Origin of the sequence: Streptomyces glaucescens, assembly GCF_000761215.1 — a bacterium.
Classification (GTDB): Bacteria; Actinomycetota; Actinomycetes; order Streptomycetales; family Streptomycetaceae; genus Streptomyces; species Streptomyces glaucescens_B.
In genome coordinates, this window is record NZ_CP009438.1 from 1,372,405 (window position 1) to 1,393,781 (window position 21,377).

General features: G+C 71.4%; 21 protein-coding genes. 2 read left to right on the forward strand and 19 right to left on the reverse strand.

Annotated elements, in window-relative coordinates; genetic code table 11:
* Positions 1–4: 4 nt before the first annotated feature.
* Positions 5–574: a bifunctional pyr operon transcriptional regulator/uracil phosphoribosyltransferase PyrR gene (pyrR, locus tag SGLAU_RS05900; protein ID WP_043498966.1), complete on the reverse strand. Its 570-nt coding sequence runs from the start codon at positions 572–574 to the stop codon at positions 5–7.
* A 287-nt stretch (positions 575–861) separates the two neighbouring features.
* Here pyrR and bldD point away from each other — a divergent pair, with 287 nt between their 5' ends.
* On the forward strand, positions 862–1,365 hold the full coding sequence (gene bldD / locus SGLAU_RS05905; RefSeq protein WP_043498969.1) for a transcriptional regulator BldD: 504 nt from the start codon (positions 862–864) through the stop codon (positions 1,363–1,365).
* 333 nt (positions 1,366–1,698) lie between these two features.
* On the opposite strand, the gene nusB is transcribed toward bldD, so the two are convergent.
* The 18 genes from nusB to SGLAU_RS06000 form a co-directional block, all read right to left on the reverse strand.
* Positions 1,699–2,133 (reverse strand): transcription antitermination factor NusB, encoded by a 435-nt coding sequence (gene nusB, locus SGLAU_RS05910; RefSeq protein WP_043498970.1) that lies wholly within the window; start codon positions 2,131–2,133, stop codon positions 1,699–1,701.
* A gap of 2 nt (positions 2,134–2,135) precedes the next feature.
* Positions 2,136–2,702: an elongation factor P gene (gene efp / locus SGLAU_RS05915; protein WP_043498973.1), complete on the reverse strand. Its 567-nt coding sequence runs from the start codon at positions 2,700–2,702 to the stop codon at positions 2,136–2,138.
* A gap of 52 nt (positions 2,703–2,754) precedes the next feature.
* The gene (locus SGLAU_RS05920) at positions 2,755–3,861 is read right to left on the reverse strand and encodes an aminopeptidase P family protein (RefSeq protein ID WP_043498977.1); all 1,107 of its coding nucleotides are present in this window, start codon (positions 3,859–3,861) and stop codon (positions 2,755–2,757) included.
* A gap of 259 nt (positions 3,862–4,120) precedes the next feature.
* Positions 4,121–5,074 (reverse strand): Pro-rich N-terminal domain-containing protein, encoded by a 954-nt coding sequence (locus SGLAU_RS05925; protein WP_078957613.1) that lies wholly within the window; start codon positions 5,072–5,074, stop codon positions 4,121–4,123.
* Between the two features lie 182 nt (positions 5,075–5,256).
* On the reverse strand, positions 5,257–6,348 hold the full coding sequence (gene aroB / locus SGLAU_RS05930; protein WP_043498978.1) for a 3-dehydroquinate synthase: 1,092 nt from the start codon (positions 6,346–6,348) through the stop codon (positions 5,257–5,259).
* Positions 6,345–6,863, reverse strand: coding sequence for a shikimate kinase (locus tag SGLAU_RS05935; protein WP_043498979.1), 519 nt, complete (start codon positions 6,861–6,863; stop codon positions 6,345–6,347). The genes aroB and SGLAU_RS05935 overlap by 4 nt, the downstream gene beginning before the upstream one ends.
* Positions 6,860–8,044, reverse strand: coding sequence for a chorismate synthase (aroC, locus tag SGLAU_RS05940; protein WP_043498981.1), 1,185 nt, complete (start codon positions 8,042–8,044; stop codon positions 6,860–6,862). The genes SGLAU_RS05935 and aroC overlap by 4 nt, the downstream gene beginning before the upstream one ends.
* Positions 8,045–8,254: 210 nt before the next feature.
* Positions 8,255–9,082, reverse strand: a complete 828-nt coding sequence (locus tag SGLAU_RS05945) for a shikimate dehydrogenase (protein WP_043498983.1) — start codon at positions 9,080–9,082, stop codon at positions 8,255–8,257.
* Positions 9,082–10,809, reverse strand: a complete 1,728-nt coding sequence (gene mltG, locus SGLAU_RS05950) for an endolytic transglycosylase MltG (protein WP_043498985.1) — start codon at positions 10,807–10,809, stop codon at positions 9,082–9,084. Before mltG ends, SGLAU_RS05945 begins: the two co-directional genes overlap by 1 nt.
* A gap of 119 nt (positions 10,810–10,928) precedes the next feature.
* On the reverse strand, positions 10,929–11,393 hold the full coding sequence (gene ruvX / locus SGLAU_RS05955; protein WP_043498987.1) for a Holliday junction resolvase RuvX: 465 nt from the start codon (positions 11,391–11,393) through the stop codon (positions 10,929–10,931).
* Positions 11,393–14,065 (reverse strand): alanine--tRNA ligase, encoded by a 2,673-nt coding sequence (gene alaS / locus SGLAU_RS05960; protein ID WP_043498988.1) that lies wholly within the window; start codon positions 14,063–14,065, stop codon positions 11,393–11,395. The genes ruvX and alaS overlap by 1 nt, the downstream gene beginning before the upstream one ends.
* The gene (locus tag SGLAU_RS05965; RefSeq protein ID WP_043498989.1) at positions 14,065–14,412 is read right to left on the reverse strand and encodes a hypothetical protein; all 348 of its coding nucleotides are present in this window, start codon (positions 14,410–14,412) and stop codon (positions 14,065–14,067) included. The genes alaS and SGLAU_RS05965 overlap by 1 nt, the downstream gene beginning before the upstream one ends.
* 8 nt (positions 14,413–14,420) lie before the next feature.
* Positions 14,421–14,867 carry a DUF948 domain-containing protein gene (locus SGLAU_RS05970; protein ID WP_063838920.1) on the reverse strand — a complete coding sequence of 149 codons (447 nt, stop codon included), beginning with the start codon at positions 14,865–14,867 and terminating at the stop codon, positions 14,421–14,423.
* Positions 14,868–15,183: 316 nt separating this feature from the next.
* The gene (gene rpsD / locus SGLAU_RS05980; RefSeq protein WP_043498994.1) at positions 15,184–15,798 is read right to left on the reverse strand and encodes a 30S ribosomal protein S4; all 615 of its coding nucleotides are present in this window, start codon (positions 15,796–15,798) and stop codon (positions 15,184–15,186) included.
* 299 nt (positions 15,799–16,097) lie between these two features.
* Positions 16,098–17,453, reverse strand: a complete 1,356-nt coding sequence (locus SGLAU_RS05985; RefSeq protein ID WP_043498996.1) for a replication-associated recombination protein A — start codon at positions 17,451–17,453, stop codon at positions 16,098–16,100.
* A 59-nt stretch (positions 17,454–17,512) separates the two neighbouring features.
* Positions 17,513–18,184, reverse strand: a complete 672-nt coding sequence (locus tag SGLAU_RS05990; RefSeq protein WP_043498998.1) for a vitamin K epoxide reductase family protein — start codon at positions 18,182–18,184, stop codon at positions 17,513–17,515.
* Positions 18,185–18,381: 197 nt separating this feature from the next.
* A complete protein-coding gene (hisS, locus tag SGLAU_RS05995; RefSeq protein WP_043498999.1) occupies positions 18,382–19,644 on the reverse strand; it encodes a histidine--tRNA ligase in 1,263 nt (420 codons plus the stop codon).
* A 13-nt stretch (positions 19,645–19,657) separates the two neighbouring features.
* Positions 19,658–20,365 (reverse strand): MBL fold metallo-hydrolase, encoded by a 708-nt coding sequence (locus tag SGLAU_RS06000; protein WP_043499001.1) that lies wholly within the window; start codon positions 20,363–20,365, stop codon positions 19,658–19,660.
* Between the two features lie 167 nt (positions 20,366–20,532).
* On the opposite strand from SGLAU_RS06000, the gene SGLAU_RS06005 reads away from it, so the two are divergent.
* A complete protein-coding gene (locus tag SGLAU_RS06005; RefSeq protein WP_043499003.1) occupies positions 20,533–21,342 on the forward strand; it encodes a peptidylprolyl isomerase in 810 nt (269 codons plus the stop codon).
* The last annotated feature ends 35 nt before the right edge of the window (positions 21,343–21,377 follow it).

The window sequence follows — 21,377 nt, forward strand, 5'->3', positions numbered from 1 at the left end:
TTCGCTACTGGTCGGCCTTCGCGCCGAGCAGCACGGTGTCGCGACCGTCCTCCTCGGCGAGCTGGACCTTGACCGTCTCCCGCAGCGACGTGGGGAGGTTCTTGCCGACGTAGTCGGCGCGGATGGGCAGTTCGCGGTGGCCGCGGTCGACGAGGACCGCGAGCTGCACCGCGCGGGGCCGCCCGATGTCGTTCAGCGCGTCGAGGGCGGCGCGGATGGTGCGGCCGGAGAAGAGCACGTCGTCGACGAGGACGACCAGCTTGCCGTCGATGCCGTCACCGGGGATCTCGGTGCGGGCCAGGGTGCGCGGCGGGTGCATGCGCAGGTCGTCGCGGTACATGGTGATGTCGAGCGAGCCGCACGGGATCTTGCGCTCGGTGATCTGCTCGAGCTTCGCGGCGAGCCGCTGGGCGAGGAAGACGCCCCGGGTCGGAATGCCGAGGAGCACCACGTCGTCGGCGCCCTTGGCGCGTTCGACGATCTCGTGGGCGATGCGGGTCAGTACCCGCGCGATGTCGGGGCCCTCGAGAACGGCCCTCGCATCGGAGGCTTGCGCGCCTGCGTGCGTGTCCATACGAAACGGACCTCCTTCTCCGCCTCACGGGACGGACCTTAAAGGACGTCGGGATTGCGCCATCCACCGTAGCAGGCCGCGGCGACACCCCGTCGCACCCCCTTCATCACCCCTTCCCCACTCCGAGATCACCCGTTCGGCCCAACGCGGTGCCGATACCACGGAAGAGTCGGTGTGGACCATTCGGCTTGACGCAGGAGAGTCACGCTGCGTAACCTCACAGTGAGTTACCAACCGCGCGGCATGGACCCACGCCAGTCGCGTCGACACAGTGTCCGGGGAGCCATATGTCCAGCGAATACGCCAAACAGCTCGGGGCCAAGCTCCGGGCCATCCGCACCCAGCAGGGCCTTTCCCTCCACGGTGTCGAGGAGAAGTCCCAGGGACGCTGGAAGGCCGTGGTGGTCGGTTCCTACGAGCGCGGCGACCGCGCCGTGACCGTGCAGCGCCTCGCCGAGCTGGCGGATTTCTACGGCGTTCCCGTGCAGGAGCTGCTTCCGGGCACCACCCCTGGCGGCGCCGCCGAGCCGCCGCCGAAGCTGGTCCTGGACCTGGAGCGGCTGGCCACGGTGCCGGCCGAGAAGGCAGGCCCGCTCCAGCGCTACGCGGCGACGATCCAGTCGCAGCGCGGTGACTACAACGGCAAGGTGCTCTCCATCCGCCAGGACGACCTGCGCACACTCGCCGTCATCTACGACCAGTCGCCCTCGGTCCTGACCGAGCAGCTGATCAGCTGGGGCGTGCTGGACGCGGACGCGCGTCGCGCGGTCGCCGCGCACGAGGAGAGCTGAGCGCTCCGCCGCAGCAGACATCAGCAGAAACGTGCCGCCGGGGTGGCCGGAACCATGGGGTTCCGGCCACCCCGGCGGCTTTCCACGGCCGTCCACGGGCCGCAGGGGCCATGCAGGCCCCCGCGCCCCGTGCGGCAAGCTCCGCCAGTGGGCCTGTGCGGCCCATGGGGCCCGTGGCGGGTCTGCCGGGCTCCCGTGTGCCCGGTGTGGCGTCCCGGGGGCGCACGATGCGCCTGAGGCCGGACAGGCGTGCGAGACGGCGCCGCGGACGGCGGACGAACGCCCGAGGGCCCGCAGCGGTGTGCTGCGGGCCCTCGGGCGTCGTGGGGCCGCTCAGACCTCGTCGCGGCGCAGCGAGGGCTTGAGCTCCTTCAGCCGGCCGAGCAGGCCGTTGACGAACGAGGGCGACTCGTCCGTGGAGAACTCCTTGGCCAGCTGCACCATCTCGTCGAGGACGACGGCGTCCGGGGTCTCGTCGACCCAGATCAGCTCGTAGGCGCCGAGACGCAGGATGTTGCGGTCGACGACCGGCATCCGGTCGAGCGTCCAGCCGACCGAGTACTGCGAGATCAGCTCGTCGATCCGCTTCGCGTGCTCCGCGTAGCCCTCCACGAGCTGCATCGTGTACTCGCTCACCGGCGGCTGGCGGGTGTCGGCCCGGGAGAGCCGGACCCAGTCCGCGAGGACCGTCAGGACGTCGGCGCCGCGCTGGTCGCCCTCGAAGAGGATCTGGAAGGCGCGCTTGCGGGCCGTGTTGCGGGCGGCCACGGTTAGCTGTTCACCCGGCCGAGGTAGTCGCTGGTGCGGGTGTCGACCTTGATCTTCTCACCGGTGGTGATGAAGAGCGGGACCTGGATCTGGTGGCCGGTCTCGAGGGTGGCGGGCTTGGTGCCACCGGTGGAGCGGTCGCCCTGGACGCCCGGCTCTGTCTCCTGGACCGTCAGCTCGACGGCGGCCGGCAGCTCGACGAAGAGCACCTCGCCCTCGTGCTGGGCGACGGTGGCCGTGAAGCCCTCGATGAGGAAGTTGGCGGCGTCGCCGACGGCCTTGCGATCGACCATGAGCTGGTCGTAGGTCTCCATGTCCATGAAGACGAAGTACTCGCCGTCCATGTACGAGAACTGCATGTCGCGCTTGTCGACAGTGGCCGTCTCGACCTTGACGCCGGCGTTGAAGGTCTTGTCGACGACCTTGCCGGAGAGCACGTTCTTGAGCTTGGTGCGCACGAAGGCCGGGCCCTTGCCGGGCTTGACGTGCTGGAACTCGACGACGGACCAGAGCTGGCCGCCTTCGAGCTTGAGCACCATGCCGTTCTTGAGGTCGTTCGTGGAAGCCACGGTTGCGGAATCTCCTGGACTGACGTGGACGACCCCGGGGGCACGCACCTGCCTATAGTGCGAGCAGCTCCTTGGTCGTAATGGTGAGTAGCTCGGGTCCGCCGTCCGCCTCGGGGCGGACGACGAGCGTGTCATCGATCCGGACACCGCCCCGGCCCGGGAGGTGGACCCCCGGTTCGACGGTGACCGGCACGCAAGCGTCCAGTTTACCCATGGCCGCGGGAGCCAACTGCGGGTCCTCGTCGATTTCGAGTCCCACGCCGTGCCCGGTCAGCGGAGGCAGGCCTTCCCCGTGGCCCGCGGAGTCCAGCACCTGCCGGGCCGCGCGGTCGACGTCGCGGTAGGCGGCGCCGGGCACCAGGCTCTCCCGCCCGGCCCGCTGGGCGGCGAACACCAGGTCGTACAGCTCGATCTGCCAGTCCGCGGGCGAGGTGCCGATGACGAAGGTGCGGCCGATCTCGCACCGGTATCCGCGGTACGTGGCGCCCAGGCACACGGAGAGGAAGTCGCCCTCCTCCACCCTCCGGTCCGTGGGGCGGTGTCCGCGGCGGCCGGAGTGGGGGCCCGTGCCGACGGAGGTGGCGAAGGCCGGGCCGTCGGCGCCGTGATCGACCAGGCGCCGCTCCAGTTCCAGCGCGAGGTGGCGTTCGGTGCGGCCGACCAGGATGGATTCGAGCAGTTCGCCGAGGGCCTGGTCGGCGATCTCCGCGCCGATCCGCAGGCAGGAGATCTCCTCCTCGTCCTTCACCACCCTCAGCTGCTCGACCGCGCCGCCCAGGTCGGCCAGCCGCAGCCGCGGCACGACCGATCCGATGGCCCGGTGCCGGGCGACCGTGAGGTGGTGTTCCTCGACGGCCAGGGAGTCGGCGCCCTGGCCCGTGGCGAGGTCGGCGGCGGCGACGGCCGGATCACCGCCGGGGCGGGGCAGGGCGTGCACCCGCAGCGCCTCGTCGAGGCGTCCCTCGGTGGGGCGGTCGTCGGGGGGGCCTGCGCACACCAGCAGGTCTTCGCGCTTGCCCAGCAGCAGTACGGCACCGTGGGGTGCCGCGCCCGCGAGGTAGCGCACGTTGGCGGGGCGGGAGACGAGCGCTGCCGCTGCGCCGGCCGCGTTGCAGCGTTCCCGTACTCGCATACGGCGGGTCGCGTACACCTCTGACATGACACGAGCGTAGGAGCCGTGGGCGATTTGTGCCGGTTGGGGAGGTGCCTTCGGGCTAGCGGGGCGTTCCCTCGGTCAGGCCGGGAGCCCGGCACGACCGACGGGGCGCCGCCAGGAGGTGCCGCGAACGGCGAAACCCGGGGCGGGGCGCGCGGCGGTCGGCCGTCCGCTCCCCACGCGCTCCCGGGCCGGTCCGCTCACCCGCACGTCCGGGACCGGTCCGGCCCTCCGCGCTCCCGGGACCGGTCCCGTCCCCGGTTCACCATGTGGGCGGACTCGCGATCGCCCTGGCCAGGACCTCGTCCAGGACCCGGGCGGTGCCGGGGACGTCGAGCTGCGAGTTGTCGATGATCGGCAGGCCCGAGCCGTACCAGCCGGCCATGCGGCCGTGGATGCGGGCGACCTCCTCGTCGGTGAGGCGGCGGTTGCCGGTGCGCTCGGCGTTGCGCTCCAGGACGACGTCGAGGCCCGGGAGGAGGACGACGGGCAGCAGCCCGGGTCCGACGTGCCGCTTCCAGCCGCCGAGGCCGACCACGGGCCGGTCGGGGAAGACGGCGTCGTCGAGGATGCAGGAGATGCCGTTGGCCAGGAAGTTCCGCGCGGCGAAGCCACAGGTGCGGCGGGCCAGCCGGTACTGCGCCTCCGAGTTGTCGTTCCACCCGGACTGCGGGTCGGCGAAGCCGGAGCGGACCCACTCGCGGACGTCGTCGAGGCTGATGTGGGCGGTGGGCACCCGGCGGTGGTCGGCCCAGTACTTGGCGACGCTGGTCTTGCCCGCGCCGGCCGGGCCGATCAGCAGCACCGCGAGCGTGGTGGCGCCCGGGTCGGGCACGCCGGCCGCCGGATCGGGCACCGCGGCGGGCGGCGGGCCGGCGGGTGGTGCCGCCGGGCCGCCGGGCGGGAGCGGTACGTGGCCGGTGGTGTCGGGCGGTGCGTGCGGCGGCACCGCACCGTGCGGAGCGGGCGGCACTCCGGTGAAGCCGGGCGCCGGGGGGACCGGGGCGGATCCCTGCGGCACCGGGCCGGGGCCGTGCTGCGCGGCGGGGGCCTGCCCCGGGGGCGGGCCCTGGTGGTGCGGACCGGCGGGGGGCGGGCCCGGGTGGTGGCCCGGGTGATGCGGACCCGGGTGGTGTGCGGCCGGTGACCAGCCGGCGGCCGGTCCGTGCCCCGGCTGGTGGGGCGGCGGCAGCGGAGACCCCACTGCGTGCTGCATCCGGTGCCACTCCGTCTCGTCTTTCAGGGCTTTTGGCGCTGGCAGCGGGCGTGGACCCGCTGCCTACCGAACGGTACCGCCCCCGGCCGTCGTTCGGTGAACGGCCGGGGGCGGCCCGAAGTGCCCGCTGCGGCAAGCGGAATCGGACGGGAGGGTCCCGAAGGGCCCTCACCGCGTGTGCCCTATTCGGCGACCTCGCCGTAGGCGGCGAGCAGCATGGCCGGGTCGGGGCCCTCCAGGACGGTCGGCTTGGCGAGTCCGTCGAGGACGATGAAGCGCAGCAGGTCGCCGCGGGACTTCTTGTCGACCTTCATGGTCTGCAGCAGCTTGGGCCACTGGTCGTAGCGGTAGCTGAGCGGCAGCCCCACCGACTCCAGTACGGCGCGGTGCCGGTCGGCGGTGGCGTCGTCCAGCCGGCCCGCCAGACGGCCCAGTTCGGCGGCGAAGTGCATGCCGACCGAGACCGCGGCACCGTGCCGCCATTTGTAGCGCTCGTTCTTCTCGATCGCGTGGCCGAGGGTGTGGCCGTAGTTGAGGATCTCCCGGAGCCCGTTCTCCTTCAGGTCCGAGGACACCACCTCGGCCTTGACCCGGATCGACCGCTCGATCAGCTCGGCGGTGTGCGGCCCGGCCGGGGTGCGCGCGGCCTGAGGGTCGGCCTCGATCAGGTCGAGGATGGCCGGGTCGGCGATGAACCCGGCCTTGATGACCTCCGCGAGCCCGGAGACGTAGTCGTTGACCGGCAGGGAGTCCAGCGCGGCCAGGTCGCACAGGACGCCGGCCGGGGGGTGGAAGGAGCCGACGAGGTTCTTGCCCTCGGCGGTGTTGATGCCGGTCTTGCCGCCCACCGCGGCGTCGACCATGGCGAGCACGGTCGTCGGGACGGCGATCCAGCGCACTCCGCGCAGCCAGGTCGCCGCGACGAACCCGGCCAGGTCGGTGGTGGAGCCGCCGCCCACGCCCACGATCACGTCGGTGCGGGTGAACCCGGACTGGCCCAGCGCCTTCCAGCAGTACGCGGCGACCTCGGCCGTCTTGGCCTCCTCGGCGTTCGGCACCTGGATGGCGACCGCCTCGTAGCCCTGCTCGGCCAGGTCCGCGCGCAGCGCCTCCCCGGTCTCGGCCAGCGCCTCGGGGTGGATCACCGCCACCCGGGTCGCCTTCTCGCCGATCAGGCCGGCGAGCTCGCCGAGCAGCCGCCGGCCCACCAGCACTTCGTACGGCTCGCTGCCCGCGGAGCCGCCGACCTGGATCCGTGTCACAGACTCGCTCATGCTTCCTTCAACTCCAGTGCGTCCAGGACCGCCTGGGCGACCTCTTCCGGCGTGCGGGCGTCGGTGGCCACGACCGCGTGGGCCACCTCCTCGTACAGGTGACGGCGGGCCTCCATCAGCTCGCGCCACTGTTTGCGCGGGTTGACCGCCAGCAGCGGCCGGGCGACGTTCAGGCCGGTGCGCCGGGTCGCCTCCTCGACGTCCATCGACAGGTAGACGACGGGCCGGCCGGTCAGCAGCGCGCGCGTGTCCGGGTCGAGGATCGCGCCGCCGCCGAGCGCCAGGACACCGTCGTGTTCGGCGAGGGCCCGGTGCACGGCCCGCTTCTCGACGGCCCGGAAGTACGGCTCGCCCTCGTCGACGAAGATGTCGGCGATGGCCCGCCCCTGCTCGGCGACGATGTCGTCGTCGGTGTCCCGGTACTCGACGCCCAGCCGCTCGGCGAGCAGCCGCCCGACGGTGGACTTGCCCACGCCCATCGGCCCGACCAGGACGACGACAGGACCGGCGCTCATCGGATGTGCAGGTTGTCGAGGTAGGAGCGGACGTTGCGGCGGGTCTCGGTGACGCTGTCCCCGCCGAACTTCTCCGCCACCGCGTCCGCGAGGACCAGTGCGACCATCGCCTCGGCGACGATCCCGGCCGCCGGGACGGCACACACGTCGGACCGCTGGTGGTGCGCGGCGGCCGGCTCGCCGGTGGCCACGTCCACCGTCCTCAGCGCCCGCGGCACGGTCGCGATCGGCTTCATCGCCGCCCGCACCCGCAACAGCTCACCCGTGGTCAGCCCGCCCTCGGTGCCGCCGGAGCGGCCCGTGACCCGCTTGATGCCGTCCTCACCGGTGACGATCTCGTCGTGTGCCTGCGAGCCCGGCACCCGCGCCAGACCGAAGCCGTCCCCGACCTCGACGCCCTTGATCGCCTGGATGCCCATCAGCGCCGCCGCCAGCCGGGCGTCCAGCCGCCGGTCCCAGTGGACGTGGGAGCCCAGGCCGACCGGTACGTCGTAGGCCAGCACCTCGACCACGCCGCCGAGGGTGTCGCCGTCCTTGTGCGCCTGGTCGATCTCGGCGACCATCGCCTTCGACGCGTCCGCGTCCAGGCATCGCACCGGGTCCGCGTCCAGCCGCTCCACGTCCGCCGGGGTCGGGTACACGCCGTAGGGCGCCTTCGCAGCCGCCAGCTCCACCACGTGGGAGACGATCTCGATCCCGGCCGTCTCCTTCAGGTACGACCGGGCGACGGCGCCCAGGGCGACTCGTGCGGCCGTCTCCCGCGCGGAGGCGCGTTCCAGGATCGGGCGGGCCTCGTCGAAGCCGTACTTCTGCATCCCCGCCAGATCCGCGTGACCGGGCCGCGGCCGCGTCAGCGGCGCGTTGCGCGCCAGCTCGGCCAGCTCCGCCGGGTCGACGGGATCGGCAGCCATCACCTTCTCCCACTTCGGCCACTCGGTGTTCCCCACCATGACCGCGACCGGAGAGCCGAGCGTGAGCCCGTGGCGGACACCACCGAGGAAGGTGACCTCGTCGCGCTCGAACTTCATCCGCGCGCCGCGCCCATAGCCGAGCCGGCGCCGCGCCAGGTGGTCCGCCACCATCTCCGTGGTGATGGGCACGCCGGCGGGAAGGCCCTCCAGCGTCGCGACGAGTGCGGGACCGTGGGACTCCCCCGCGGTCAGCCAGCGCAACCTGCTCAACGGTGCTCCTCAGTGCTCGCGCCCTGGTACTGCCCTGCCTGCGCGCATCCTCGCGTGCGGCGGTGGCGCGACCGGGGTGCGCGGCCCTGGCCCGCCACCTCCGATCCTCCCATGTCCCGGCCGCCGTCCCATCCGCCGGTCCACCTGGCGGACGGGACGGCACCGGAAGCCGGGTGTGGAACACATCACACGGTGCCGCTCCGGCGGCGGTCAGCGCTCGGCGAGGGCCCGTTCGCCCGCCCGCCGCATCGCGGCGACCGGGGCCGGGGTGCGGCCGGTCATCTGCTCCACCTGGAGGACCGCCTGGTGCACGAGGAGGTCGAGACCGCTGACCACGGCGCCGCCGTACGCGGACCAGCGGGCGGCGAGGGTGGTCGGCCAGGGGTCGTAGAGCACGTCGAACAGCGCGGCAGGCCGCTCCGGGACGGCGGCGGCCAGCGCGTCGGTGGCACCCGCCGGGGTGGTCGCGATCACGAGGGGTGCGCGCAGCGCCCGCTCGGCGTCGGCCCAGTCCTCGACACGCACCTGGACGTCGAGCCGCTCGGCCCATTCCCGCATCTCGGCGGCGCGCGCCGCGCTGCGGACGTAGACGGCGATCTCACCGGTGCAGATCCGGGCCAGCGCGGCGAGCGCGGACGAGGCGGTGGCGCCCGCGCCGAGCACCGCGGCGCTGTCGGCCTTCTCGATGCCGTGCTCCGCCAGCGCCGCGACCATGCCGGGGATGTCGGTGTTGTCGCCGGTGCGCCGGCCGTCCGGGTGGAGGACGACGGTGTTCACGGCGTCCACCGAGGAGGCGGTGTCACTGATCTCGTCGAGCAGCGGGATGACCGCCCGCTTCAGCGGCATGGTCAGTGACAGGCCCGCCCACTCCGGGCCCAGTCCCTCCAGGAAGCGGGGCAGCGCGGCCTCGTCGACCTCGAAGCGGTCGTACGTCCACTCGGTCAGCCCGAGTTCCGCGTACGCGGCGCGGTGCAGCACCGGGGACAGGGAGTGGGCGATGGGCGAGCCGAGAACGGCGGCCCGGCGGGATCCGGCCATCAGTTGTTCCTCGAAGCGTTCCACTGGTCGACCAACCGCTGGTGCTCTTCGTTGGTCCGGGTGAACTTGCTGGTCTTGCCGTCCATCGAGATGAAGTAGTACCAGCCGTCGTCGGTCGGGTCGAGGGCGCCCTTGAGCGCTTCCTCACCCGGGTTGCTGATCGGTCCGGGCGGCAGGCCCCGGTGGTAGTACGTGTTGTACGGGTTGTCGTAGGTGCGCAGCTCTGCCAGGGTCAGGTCGATCTTGCTCTGGTTCTTGATGTAGTTGTACGTGGAGTCGAACTCCAGCATGCCGTTGGTCTGCGGGTTCGCGGGCTTGAGCCGGTTGTAGACGACCTCGGCCATCTTGCGGAAGTCGTCGTGGCTGGTGCCCTCGGCCTGCACCAGGCTGGCGACGGTGACCAGCTGCCAGGGGTTCTCCAGGCCCAGGCTCTCGGCCTTCTTCTCGACGCCCAGTTCCTCGTAGACGTCGGTGGCCCGCTGGACCATCTCCTTCAGGACCTCCTCGGGCTTCTGGCCCTTGGCGACCGGGTAGCTGGACGGGAACAGGAACCCTTCCAGCGGGTCGTTGACGTCCTTGTGGTCCGTCGCCCAGTCGGGCAGGCCGAGCTTGCGCCAGTTCTGCTTGGCGACCCCGGCGGTGGTGCCCTCCTCGACCTCCAGGCGCTGGTCGATGAGCTTGTAGACGTCGGCGTTGCGCGCGCCCTCGATGATGATCAGGTTGTTCTTGCTCTCGGGGCTGAGCATCAGCTCGACCGCGCTGTCGGCCGACATCTCCTTCTCCAGCGTGTACACGCCGTCCTGGATGCTCTTGCCCTGCGGGTTGCTGTTCTGGGCGGCCACGAAGGCGTCGACGCTCTTGACGACGCCCGCCTTCTTGAGGATGTTGCCCATCTGCGAGCCGCTCGCGCCCTTGGGGATGCGGACGGAGATCTGCTCGCCGTTGCCGTCTCCGGAGAAGTCCGGGGCCTCGCCGAAACGATCCTGGTAGAACTGGAGGCCGAAGTAGCCGACGCCGGCGAGACCGCCGCCGAACACCAGGACGACCACCAGGCAGGCGACCCCGTTGCGGCTCTTCTTGTTCTTGCCGCCCCGGCCGCGCCGGTCCGCCCGGCCGCGCCGGCCGCCGGGCTGCTCCTCGGCGCCGTCGTCGTCCTCGTCCTCCGCGAAGAAGGCGGCCTCGCCCTGGTCGGGGCCCGGGTCCCAGTCGGTCTGCGGCTCGGGGTCGGCGCTGCGGCGGGCGGGCGGTTCCGGCGGCGGATAGGCGTCCGGGGTGCCGTAGAAGTCGGGCTGTTCGCCCTGGTAGCCCGCCGTCTGCTGGGCGTACGGGTCCACGGGGTCGGCGGGGTACGGGATGTGCGGCTGCCCGCCGGTGCCCCAGCCGCCGTTGTCGTACTGCCCGGTGTCGTGCTGGTGGTCGTACCGCTGACCGCCGTGCTGGTCGTACTGCGGTTGGCCCTGGCCGTCGCCGGAGTAGTCCTGCCGGCCGTAGTCCTGGTACTGCTGCCGGTCGTAGCCGGACTGCTGACCGCCGTCGCCCCAGTCGCCGTACTCCGACTGCTGCGGCTGGTGTGCCTGCTGCGGCTGCTGCGGGTAGTGCTGCGGCTGGCCGCCGTAGGACGACTGCCCGCCCTGCTGGGCCTGCTGTCCTCCCCATCCGCCGTCCCCGTACAACGGGTCCTCCGGATGCCACGGTTCGGAGCCTTGGCCCCGGCCATACTCAGTCATCGATCCCCTAGAGCCGCGAGGCGGCGGTCGCGGACTGTGGGACCGGTTCCGTCCCGCCTCTTGCTGTGCGGCGGCTGTTCGAATGCCGCCGCATCGCGCGGAACGTTACCGTATCGCGATCAGATGACCACTTCGACGCCCTCTCCGGGGGCTTTGCCTGACACCCGTTCGGATTCGAGCGCCTGCTGAAGGATGATCACCGCGGCCGCCTGGTCGATGACGGACCGGCCCTTCCTGGACTTCACGCCCGAGGCGCGCAGTCCCTGGCTCGCCGTCACCGTGGTCATGCGTTCGTCGACGAGTCTCACCGGGACCGGCGCGATCGTCGCGGCCAGTTCCCGGGCGAAGCCGCGCACCTTGGCCGCCGCCGGGCCCTCGCCCCCCTTCAGGGAGCGGGGCAGACCGACGACGACCTCGATCGGCTCGTACTCCTCGACCAGCTGTTTCAGCCGCCGCCGGGCCGCCGGGACGTCCCGGCCGGGGACGGTCTCCACCGGCGTGGCGAGGATCCCGTCGGGGTCGCACGAGGCGACCCCGATCCGGGCGTCCCCGACGTCGACGGCGAGCCGGCGTCCTCTGCGCATTACTTGGCCGTCTCCGCGACCATGCGCTCGACGGCGTCCACGGCGTCGCCGACGGCGGCCGGGTTCTGGCCGCCGCCCTGGGCCACGTCCGGCTTGCCGCCACCGCCGCCGCCGAGCGTCTTGGCGGCCGTGCGGACCAGGTCGCCGGCCTTGAGGCCGCGCTCGCGGGCGGCCTCGTTGGTGGCGATGACCGTCAGCGGCTTGCCGTTCACCGTGGTGAACAGGGCCACCACGGCGGCCCGGCCGCCCTGGATCCGGCCGCGCACGTCGAGGACCAGCTTGCGCAGGTCGTCGGCGGTGGTGCCGTCCGGCACCTGACCGGTGACCAGGGCCACACCGCGCACGTCCTTGGCGGACTCGGCGAGCCCGGCGGCGGCCTGGAGCACCTTCTCGGCGCGGAACTTCTCGATCTCCTTCTCGGCGTCCTTCAGCTTGCCGAGCATCGCGGAGACCTTCTCCGGCAGCTCCTCCGGGCGGCCCTTGAGCAGTTCGGTGAGCTGGTTGACGACCGTGTGCTCACGGGCGAGGAAGTTGTAGGCGTCCACGCCGACCAGGGCCTCGATACGGCGCACACCGGAGCCGATGGAGGACTCGCCGAGCAGCTTCACCAGACCGAGCTGGGCGGTGTTGTGCACGTGCGTGCCGCCGCACAGCTCCTTGGAGAAGTCGCCGATGGTGACGACGCGCACCCGCTCGCCGTACTTCTCGCCGAACTCGGCGATGGCGCCCTGCTTCCTGGCCTCGTCGATGCCCATGACCTCGGCGTGCACCGAGAGGTCGCGGGCCAGCACCTCGTTGATCTTCTGCTCGACGTCCGTCATCACGGCCGTGGGAACGGCGGACGGGGAGCCGAAGTCGAAGCGGAAGCGGCCCGGCTGGTTCTCGGAACCGGCCTGGGCGGCCGTCGGGCCGAGCGCGTCACGCAGGGCCTGGTGGGTGAGGTGGGTGGCCGAGTGGGCGCGGGCGATGGCGGTACGGCGCTTGGCGTCGATGGAGGCGTGGGCCTTGGCTCCGACGGTGACCTCGCCGACCTGGACGACGCCCTTGTGGACGTAGACGCCCGGCACCGGCTTCTGGCAGTCGCGGACCTCGATGACGGCGCCGGTGTCGATCTTGATCTTGCCGGTGTCGCCGATCTGGCCGCCGCCCTCGGCGTAGAAGGGGGTGCGGTCGAGGACGATCTCGACCTCGTCGCCCTCGGTGGCGGCCGGGGAGGAGACACCGTCGACCAGGATGCCGACGACGGTGGTCTCGCCCTCGGTGTCGGTGTAGCCGATGAAGTCGGTGGCCCCGGCGCGGTCGGCGATCTCGCGGTAGGCGCCCATGTCGGCGTGGCCGGTCTTCTTGGCCTGGGCGTCGGCCTTGGCGCGCTCCCGCTGCTCCTTCATCAGGCGGCGGAAGCCGTCCTCGTCCACGGAGAGGCCCTGCTCGGCGGCCATCTCCAGGGTGAGGTCGATCGGGAAGCCCCAGGTGTCGTGGAGCAGGAAGGCCTTGTCGCCGGGGAGCACGCTGGAGCCGGCGGCCTTGGTCTCGGACACGGCGGTGTCGAGGATGTTGGTGCCGGCCTTCAGCGTCTTGAGGAAGGCGTTCTCCTCGGCGAGGGCGACCTTCTCGATGCGCTCGCGGTCGGTGATCAGCTCGGGGTACTGCTGGCCCATCATGCCGATCACGACGTCGATCAGGTCCTTGACGACCGGACCGGTGGCGCCCAGCAGGCGCATGTTGCGGATGGCCCGGCGCATGATACGGCGCAGCACGTAGCCGCGGCCCTCGTTGCCGGGGGTGACGCCGTCGCCGATGAGCATGGTGGCGGTGCGCATGTGGTCGGTGACCACGCGCAGGGAGACGTCCGAGGCGTGGGCGTCGCCGTAGCGGACGCCGGTCAGCTCGGTGGCCTTCTCGATGACGGCCATCGAGGTGTCGATCTCGTACATGTTCTGCACGCCCTGCAGAATCATGGCGAGGCGCTCGAGGCCGAGGCCGGTGTCGATGTTCTTGCTGGGCAGGTCGCCGAGGATCTCGAAGTTGTCCTTGCCGATGCCCTCGCCCCGCTCGTACTGCATGAAGACGAGGTTCCAGATCTCCACGTACCGCTCGTCGTTGACGGCGGGACCGCCCTCGGCGCCGAACTCGGGGCCGCGGTCGTAGTTGATCTCGGAGCAGGGGCCGCAGGGGCCGGGGACGCCCATGGACCAGTAGTTGTCCTTCATGCCGAGGCGCTGGATGCGCTCCTTCGGCACGCCGACGACCTCGTGCCAGATGCGCTCGGCCTCGTCGTCGTCCTTGTAGACGGTGATCCACAGGCGCTCGGGGTCGAGGCCGTAGCCGCCCTTGTCCTGGGGCGTAGTGAGCAGCTCCCAGGCGAGCTTGATGGCGCCTTCCTTGAAGTAGTCGCCGAAGGAGAAGTTGCCGCACATCTGGAAGAACGTGCCGTGCCGCGTGGTCTTGCCGACCTCTTCGATGTCGGGCGTGCGCACGCACTTCTGCACGCTGGTGGCGCGCTGGAACGGCGGCTTCACCTCGCCCAGGAAGTAGGGCTTGAAGGGAACCATGCCGGCCGGGACGAGGAGCAGAGTCGGGTCGTCCGCGATGAGCGACGCCGAAGGGACGACGGTGTGCCCGCGCTCCTCGAAGAAGCTCAGCCAGCGACGGCGGATCTCAGCCGACTCCATCAGTGGTCCTCATTCCGGTTGTTCGAGTACGTCGTGTTCTCGATGTACTTCGGGTCGTTGCGGTTCTCGATGACGGCGTAGCGCCGGTGGGGTGCGGGGAGCTCCGGGTCGGCGTTGAGGCCGAGGGCGTCCCCCAGTTCGGCCTCCCGGCGGGCCATGTTGTCGCGGACGTCGAGGGCGAAGCCCACCGCGCGGTCCTTGAGCCGGTGACCGGCCTCGATCGCCTTGTTCGCCGCGGCCGCGGCCAGGCTCTCGGGGGTCAGCTGCTTCAGCTTTCGGTTGACCTTGGTGGTGGCCCACACACCGGCGGCGACACCGGTGCTGAACCAGAAGGTACGGCGGAACATCGCTGAGCTCAGTCCTTCTTTCCGCGGAGGTTGCGCTTCGCCCGCCGCGCGGCCGGGACGGTGCGGCCCACGATGACGGTACGCCGGGGTGCCCGCTCGGGCACGTCGTCCCTGCGGCCGCTCAGCGCCCGGCGCACGCCGTAGCCGAACGCCGCGACCTTGACCAGCGGGCCGCCGAAGGTGGAGGCGACGGTGGTCGAGAGCGCCGACGCGTTCGACGTGACCTCCTGGACGTCGGAAGCGATCGCGTCGACCCGGTCGATCTGGGTCTGCGCGGAGCGTACCGCCGCGGAGGCGTCGGCCAGCAGCGGGACGGCCTGATCCGTCACGTCCGCCACGAGCTTGGTGGTCGCCTTGAGCGTCTGGGCCAACCTCGCGAGAGCCACCGCGAGGAAGGAGACCAGGATCGCCCAGAAGACGGCCACCAGGATCCCGGCCACCTCTCCACCGGACACCTTGTGCACCCGCTCCCTGAAAACGCCTGAACATCGAGTAAGTCGTGCCCCGAGCCTATCGCGCCGGGGCTGCCGCTCCGTACCGGATTGGGGCCGTGCGCAGCGGGTCCTGCGGAGTCAGTGCCCAGGCGCCGGCGTTCGACACCTCACGGCTGGTGACCGTCACCGCGATGCGGCCGCGCGGCACACCGGTGCGGCGGCGCCGGTGGCCGGGCGCGGCGCGCGCGGGGGCGGCGGACACGCAAAAGCCCGCCGTCTCCCCCACCCGCGAGGGGCGGGGGGACGACGGGCTGACGCGAGGGGTGCTGCGCCCGGATCAGCGGGCGTAGTACTCGACGACGAGCTGCTCGTCGCAGATCACCGGGATCTCCTTGCGGTTCGGCTCGCGGTCCAGGCGGAACGCCAGGGCCTTGAGGTTCACCTGCAGGTAGCGCGGGGTCTCACCGTCGGGGGCGAAGCCACCCTCGCGGGCGACCTGGAACAGCGGCTTCTCGCGGCTGCGCTCGCGGACCATCACGACGTCGTCGGGACGGACACGGAACGAGGGCTTGTCGACCTTCTGGCCGTTGACCTCGATGTGGCCGTGGACGACCATCTGGCGGGCCTGGTAGATCGTGCGGGCGATGCCCGAACGCAGGACCAGCGCGTCGAGACGGCGCTCGAGCTCGACGATCAGGGCCTCACCGGTCTTGCCCTGGACCTTGGAGGCACGCTCGTAGGCGCGGACGAGCTGACGCTCGGACACGTCGTACTGCGCGCGCAGACGCTGCTTCTCCAGCAGACGGACCTTGTAGTCCGAGTTCTGCTTGCGGCCACGGCCGTGCTCACCCGGCGGGTAGGGACGGGCCTCGAAGTACTTGACGGCCTTCGGGGTCAGCGCGATGCCGAGGGCACGCGACTTCTTGACCTTGGGGCGGGACTGGTTCGCCACTGTCTCTCATTTCCTTGATTCGGCTTGTCAGGGTTTTGGGAGGTCGCATCCGCAGCCGGGGAAACCCGTCGGGTCCCGTGGGACCTGCCGGGCAGCCGCTCCCCTGATCTGGGCACATACGTGCAGCACGCGAGTGGCCCACCGACCGGTTCCCGGGCTTCCGGGACGGTGGTGGGCTGCCCGCGACACCTTCGACGGTGCGCGACGCTCCTGGAGCCGGTCCGAAAGGACCGGGCTCCCGCTGGCTGTTCCGTTCTGACTGCACGGAACGCAGCACTTCGGGCCAGTCTACAGGGCGCTCAGGACCGCCTGCGACCGAGGTGCTTCCTGGTCCACTCCACCGCGTCGGCGTACCGTGCCTCCGCGCCGTGCCGGGTGGGGGTGTAGTACTCCCGGTCCTTCAGGGCGTCCGGCGCGTACTGCTGGGCGGCGATGCCCTCGGGGACGTCGTGCGGATAGACGTACCCCTGCCCGTGGCCGAGCTTGGACGCGCCCTTGTAGTGGGAGTCCCGCAGGTGCGCGGGGACCGCCCCGGCCAGTCCCTTGCGGACGTCCTCCAGCGCGGCGCCGATCGCGGTGGTCGCCGCGTTGGACTTCGGCGCGAGGGCGAGAGCGATGGTGGCGTGGCTGAGGGTGAGGGCGGCCTCCGGGAAGCCGATCATGGCGACCGCCTGGGCGGCGGCGACCGCGATCGGCAGCGCGTTGGGGTCCGCCAGGCCGATGTCCTCGCTGGCCGAGATCATCAGTCGGCGGGCGATGAAGCGGGGGTCCTCGCCGGCCTCGATCATGCGGGCCAGGTAGTGCAGGGCGGCGTCGACGTCGGAGCCGCGGATGGACTTGATGAGGGCGCTCGCGACGTCGTAGTGCTGGTCGCCGTCGCGGTCGTACTTCACCGCCGCCCGGTCGACCGTCTCCTCCAGCGTCGTCAGGGAGATCTCCGCCTCGCCCTTGTCGAGCGCGGCGCCCGCGGCGGCCTCCAGGGCGGTCAGCGCGCGGCGGGCGTCCCCGCCGGCGATGCGCAGCAGATGGTCCTCGGTGTCCTCGGGGAGGGCGACGGCGCCCTTGAGGCCGCGCTCCTCGGCCAGCGCCCGGCGCAGCAGCCCGCGGACGTCCTCGTCCGTGAGCGGTTCCAGGGTGAGCAGGAGGGAGCGGGAGAGCAGCGGGGAGATCACCGAGAAGTACGGGTTCTCGGTGGTCGCCGCGATCAGCGTGACCCAGCGGTTCTCGACGGCCGGGAGCAGGGAGTCCTGCTGCGCCTTGCTGAAGCGGTGGATCTCGTCGAGGAAGAGGACGGTCTCCTTGCCGTACCCGCCGGTGGCGCGGCGGGCGCCGTCGATGACCGCGCGGACCTCCTTGACGCCCGCGGTGATCGCCGACAGCTCCACGAAGCGCTTGTTGGTGGCCTTGGAGACGACGTACGCGAGGGTCGTCTTGCCGGTGCCGGGCGGGCCCCACAGGATCACCGAGGACGGCCCGGCCGGTCCCCCCGAGCCCTCGCCGACCAGGCGGCGCAGCGGCGAGCCGGGTTTCAGCAGATGCCGCTGCCCCACCACCTCGTCGAGGGTGCGCGGGCGCATCCGCACGGCCAGCGGACTGCCGGCCGGGTCCTTCTCCTGGCGTTCTTCTGCGGCGGCGGTGAACAGGTCGGGCTCCACGCTGGAAACCCTAAATCACCGCACTGACAATCCCCCGGGCCCGGGTCCCGGGAGCGGGCTCAGGCCCAGAGCTGGCTGCCCCAGCGGGTCAGGATCAGCATGGCGATGATGCCGACGTGGGTGACCGGCAGCGTCCAGGTGAACTCGCCGAGGAACCGCCTCACGCCGGCGGGCGCGGGCAGGAAGCCGTTGCGGACGTTGAACGAGGTCACGTACCAGAACATGGTGATCGTGGCGACCCAGGCCAGCGAGCACCACAGGCACAGCGCGTTGATCTCGTACAGCGACTGGACCATCAGCCAGGTGCAGAACGCGACGCCGAAGAGGGTGCCGGCGTTGAAGGTGAGCCAGTACCAGCGGGGGAAGCGGGCGCGGGCCAGCAGGCTCACGCCGACGCAGACCACGATGCCGTAGGTGACGAGGCCGAGCATCGGGTTGGGGAACCCGAAGACGGACGCCTGGTCGCTCTCCATGACGCTGCCGCAGGAGACGATCGGGTTGAGGCTGCAGCTCGGGGTGAACGTCTCGCCGCTCACCTTGCCCTCGAGGATCTTGAACTTGTCGATCGTGATGACCCAGGCGGCGAGCAGGCCGGCCGCGCCGGTGATCACCAGCAGCAGGGCGAAGGCCCGGCCGGCGCCCACCGTGCGCGGCCCGGCGGCGGTGCGCGGCTCGGGCCGAGGGTCGGGTTCGGGCTCGGTGGAGACGTCCTGGACTGTCGTCTTGCTCATCACGCCGATTCCGTCACTTGAGGGGGGTGGACCTGCTTCCGGCACCGGACATTGTGCCGCAAGCGCCTGTGTCTGCACCGTTCACTGCGCATAAGGACACACGGCCGAGTGGTCCCACCGTCCCGATCCGGACGACGGCGACGCGACGGGGCGCCGAGGGCCGTTGCCGGCTCCCGGCGCCCCGTCGTGTCGTGTGCTCAGCCCAGCCGGGCCTCGAGCTCGGCCACGATCTCGTTCACGCCGACCGCCTCCTGCTCGCCGGACTCCATGTCCTTGAGCTGGACGACGCCGTCGGCGAGGTCCCGCTCGCCGGCCACCACCGCGTAGCGGGCGCCGCTGCGGTTGGCGTTCTTCATGGCCCCCTTGAGGCCCTTGCCGCCGTACGCGAAGTCCGCCGCGATCCCCGCCTTGCGCAGCTCGGTGACCTTGCCGAACAGCACCCGGCGGGCCTCCTCGCCGAGCGGGACCGCGAACACGCTGGTCGCGGCGGGCAGGTCCAGCTCGACGCCCTCCGCCTCCAGCGCGAGGACCGTGCGGTCCACGCCGAGGGCCCAGCCCACGGACGGCAGCGCGGGCCCGCCGATCATCTCGGACAGGCCGTCGTAGCGGCCGCCGCCGCCCACCGCGGACTGGGAGCCCAGACCGTCGTGGACGAACTCGAACGTGGTCCGGGTGTAGTAGTCCAGGCCGCGGACCAGCTTCGGGTCGTCCTCGAAGGCGACACCGGCGGCCGTGATCAGCTCGCGGACCTCCTCGTGGTACGCCTTGCAGGCGTCGCACAGGTAGTCGCGCAGGAGGGGGGCGCCCGCCAGCTGCTTCTGGACCGACTCCCGCTTGTCGTCGAGGACGCGCAGCGGGTTGATCTCCGCGCGGCGCAGGGTGTCCTCGTCGAGGTCGAGGCCGCGCAGGAAGTCCTGGAGCGCGGCCCGGTACACCGGACGGCACTCCTTGTCGCCCAGGCTGTTGAGCAGGATGCGGAAGTTCCTCAGCCCCAGGGAGCGGTACGCCTGGTCGGCCAGGATGATCAGCTCGGCGTCCAGCGCCGGGTCCTCCGCGCCGATCGCCTCGGCGCCGACCTGGGAGAAGTGACGGTAGCGGCCCTTCTGGGGGCGCTCGTAGCGGTAGTACGAACCGGAGTACCAGAGCTTGACCGGGAGGTTGCCCGACTTGTGCAGGCTGGCCTCCAGGGCGGCGCGCAGCACGGACGCCGTGCCCTCGGGGCGCAGCGCGAGCCTGTCGCCGCCCTTGGTCTCGAAGGCGTACATCTCCTTGGTGACGATGTCGGTGGACTCGCCGACACCGCGCGCGAACAGCTCGACGTTCTCGAAGCCGGGCGTCTCGACGTAGCCGTAGCCGGAGTTGCGCAGCGGGGCGGCGATCGCCTCGCGCACCGCGAGGTACTTCGCGGAGTCCGGCGGGATCAGGTCGTACGTGCCCTTGGGGGCCTTGAAGGTGCTCACGGAAGTCTCTCGATCACATTCCTCGTCGGGGAGCCGGGTGTGCTCCCTGGCCGGCGGCCACCTGCCGCAGATAGGGGTTGGTGGCGCGCTCCTGGCCGATGGTCGTCTGGGGGCCGTGGCCGGACAGCACCACGGTCGAGTCGTCGAGCGGCAGGCACACGCGGGCCAGCGAGTCGAGCATCTCGGCCATGTCACCGCCGGGCAGGTCGGTGCGTCCGATGGAGCCGGCGAACAGCAGGTCGCCCGAGAAGAGGACCGGCGGGATGTCCGCCGCCTCGGGCAGGCCGAAGGTCACCGACCCCTTGGTATGGCCCGGCGCGTGCGCGACGGCCAGCTCCAGACCGGCCAGCTCCAGCTTCGCGCCGTCGGCCAGCGTCCTGACGTCGTCCGGCTCCCCCACGGTCAGCTCGCCCATCAGCTGGGCGCCGACGGAACGGCCGAGGGCCTTCTCGGGGTCGCTCATCATGTACCGGTCCTCGGGGTGGATCCAGGCCGGTACGCCGTGCGCGCCGCACACCGGGACGACCGAGGCCACGTGGTCGATGTGGCCGTGGGTGAGGACGACGGCGACGGGCTTGAGCCGATGCTTCTTGAGCGCCTCCTCGACTCCGGGGGCCGCTTCGTGGCCCGGGTCGATGATCACGCACTCCTCACCGGCGGCGGGGGCGACCAGGTAACAGTTGGTCCCCCAGGCCCCGGCGGGGAACCCGGCAATGAGCACGATCGTCCTTCGTTGTGTCGATACGGGCGGCTGCAGCTTCCGTCAGAGCCTACCGGCGCTGCCGTTTCCTCAGCGAACCCATATACGGTACGGGGCACACGCAGGCGGTCGGCTCACAAGACGCACGCGTACCCGTCGACGTACGAGACGCATGAGGAGTAAACCCGGTGGTCAGCCAGGAACAGCGGCGGCGTCAGCTCGCCCGGGAGAAGTTCTTGCGGCAGCAGCAGCGGCGCACCGACGCACGGCGCAAGGCGCGCACGCGCAACGCGGTGATCGCATCGGCACTGGGCGTCATCCTGGTCGGCAGCCTCGCGCTGTACACGACCGGGGCTCTCAAGGACGACGGCAAGGAGAAGGCGGGCGCGGACGTCACGCCCAGCGCCACGAGCGCGCCGCCGGACCCGTGCGGCAAGCCGGCCAAGGGCGAGGCCGAGTCGATGTCCTTCAAGAAGGAGCCGGCGATGACCATCGACACGTCGGCGAAGTACACGATGAAGCTGGAGACGACCTGCGGCGACATAGAGGTGGCGCTGAAGGCGGCGGCGGCCCCGCACACGGTGAACTCGTTCAACTTCCTCGCCGGCAAGGGCTACTTCGACCACACCAAGTGCCACCGTCTGACCACGAACGGCATCTACGTCCTGCAGTGCGGCGACCCGACGGCCAGCGGCAGCGGCGGCCCGGGGTACCAGATGAAGGACGAGAACCTCAAGGACAAGAGCCTGAAGGGCAACGTCTACCCGGCGGGCACGGTGGCGATGGCCAACTCCGGCCCGAACACCAACGGCAGCCAGTTCTTCCTCGTCTACCAGGACAGTCAGCTGCCTCCCAGCTACACCCCGTTCGGTACGGTGTCCGCATCCGGCATGACGGTCCTGAAGAAGATCGCCGCCGCGGGCGAGAACACCGGCGCCGGTGACGGGGCTCCGAACGCGACGGTCGTGATCGACAAGGCGACGGTCACGAAATCCTGACGCTCAACTGCGAATTTCGGTCGCGCGGGATGCGG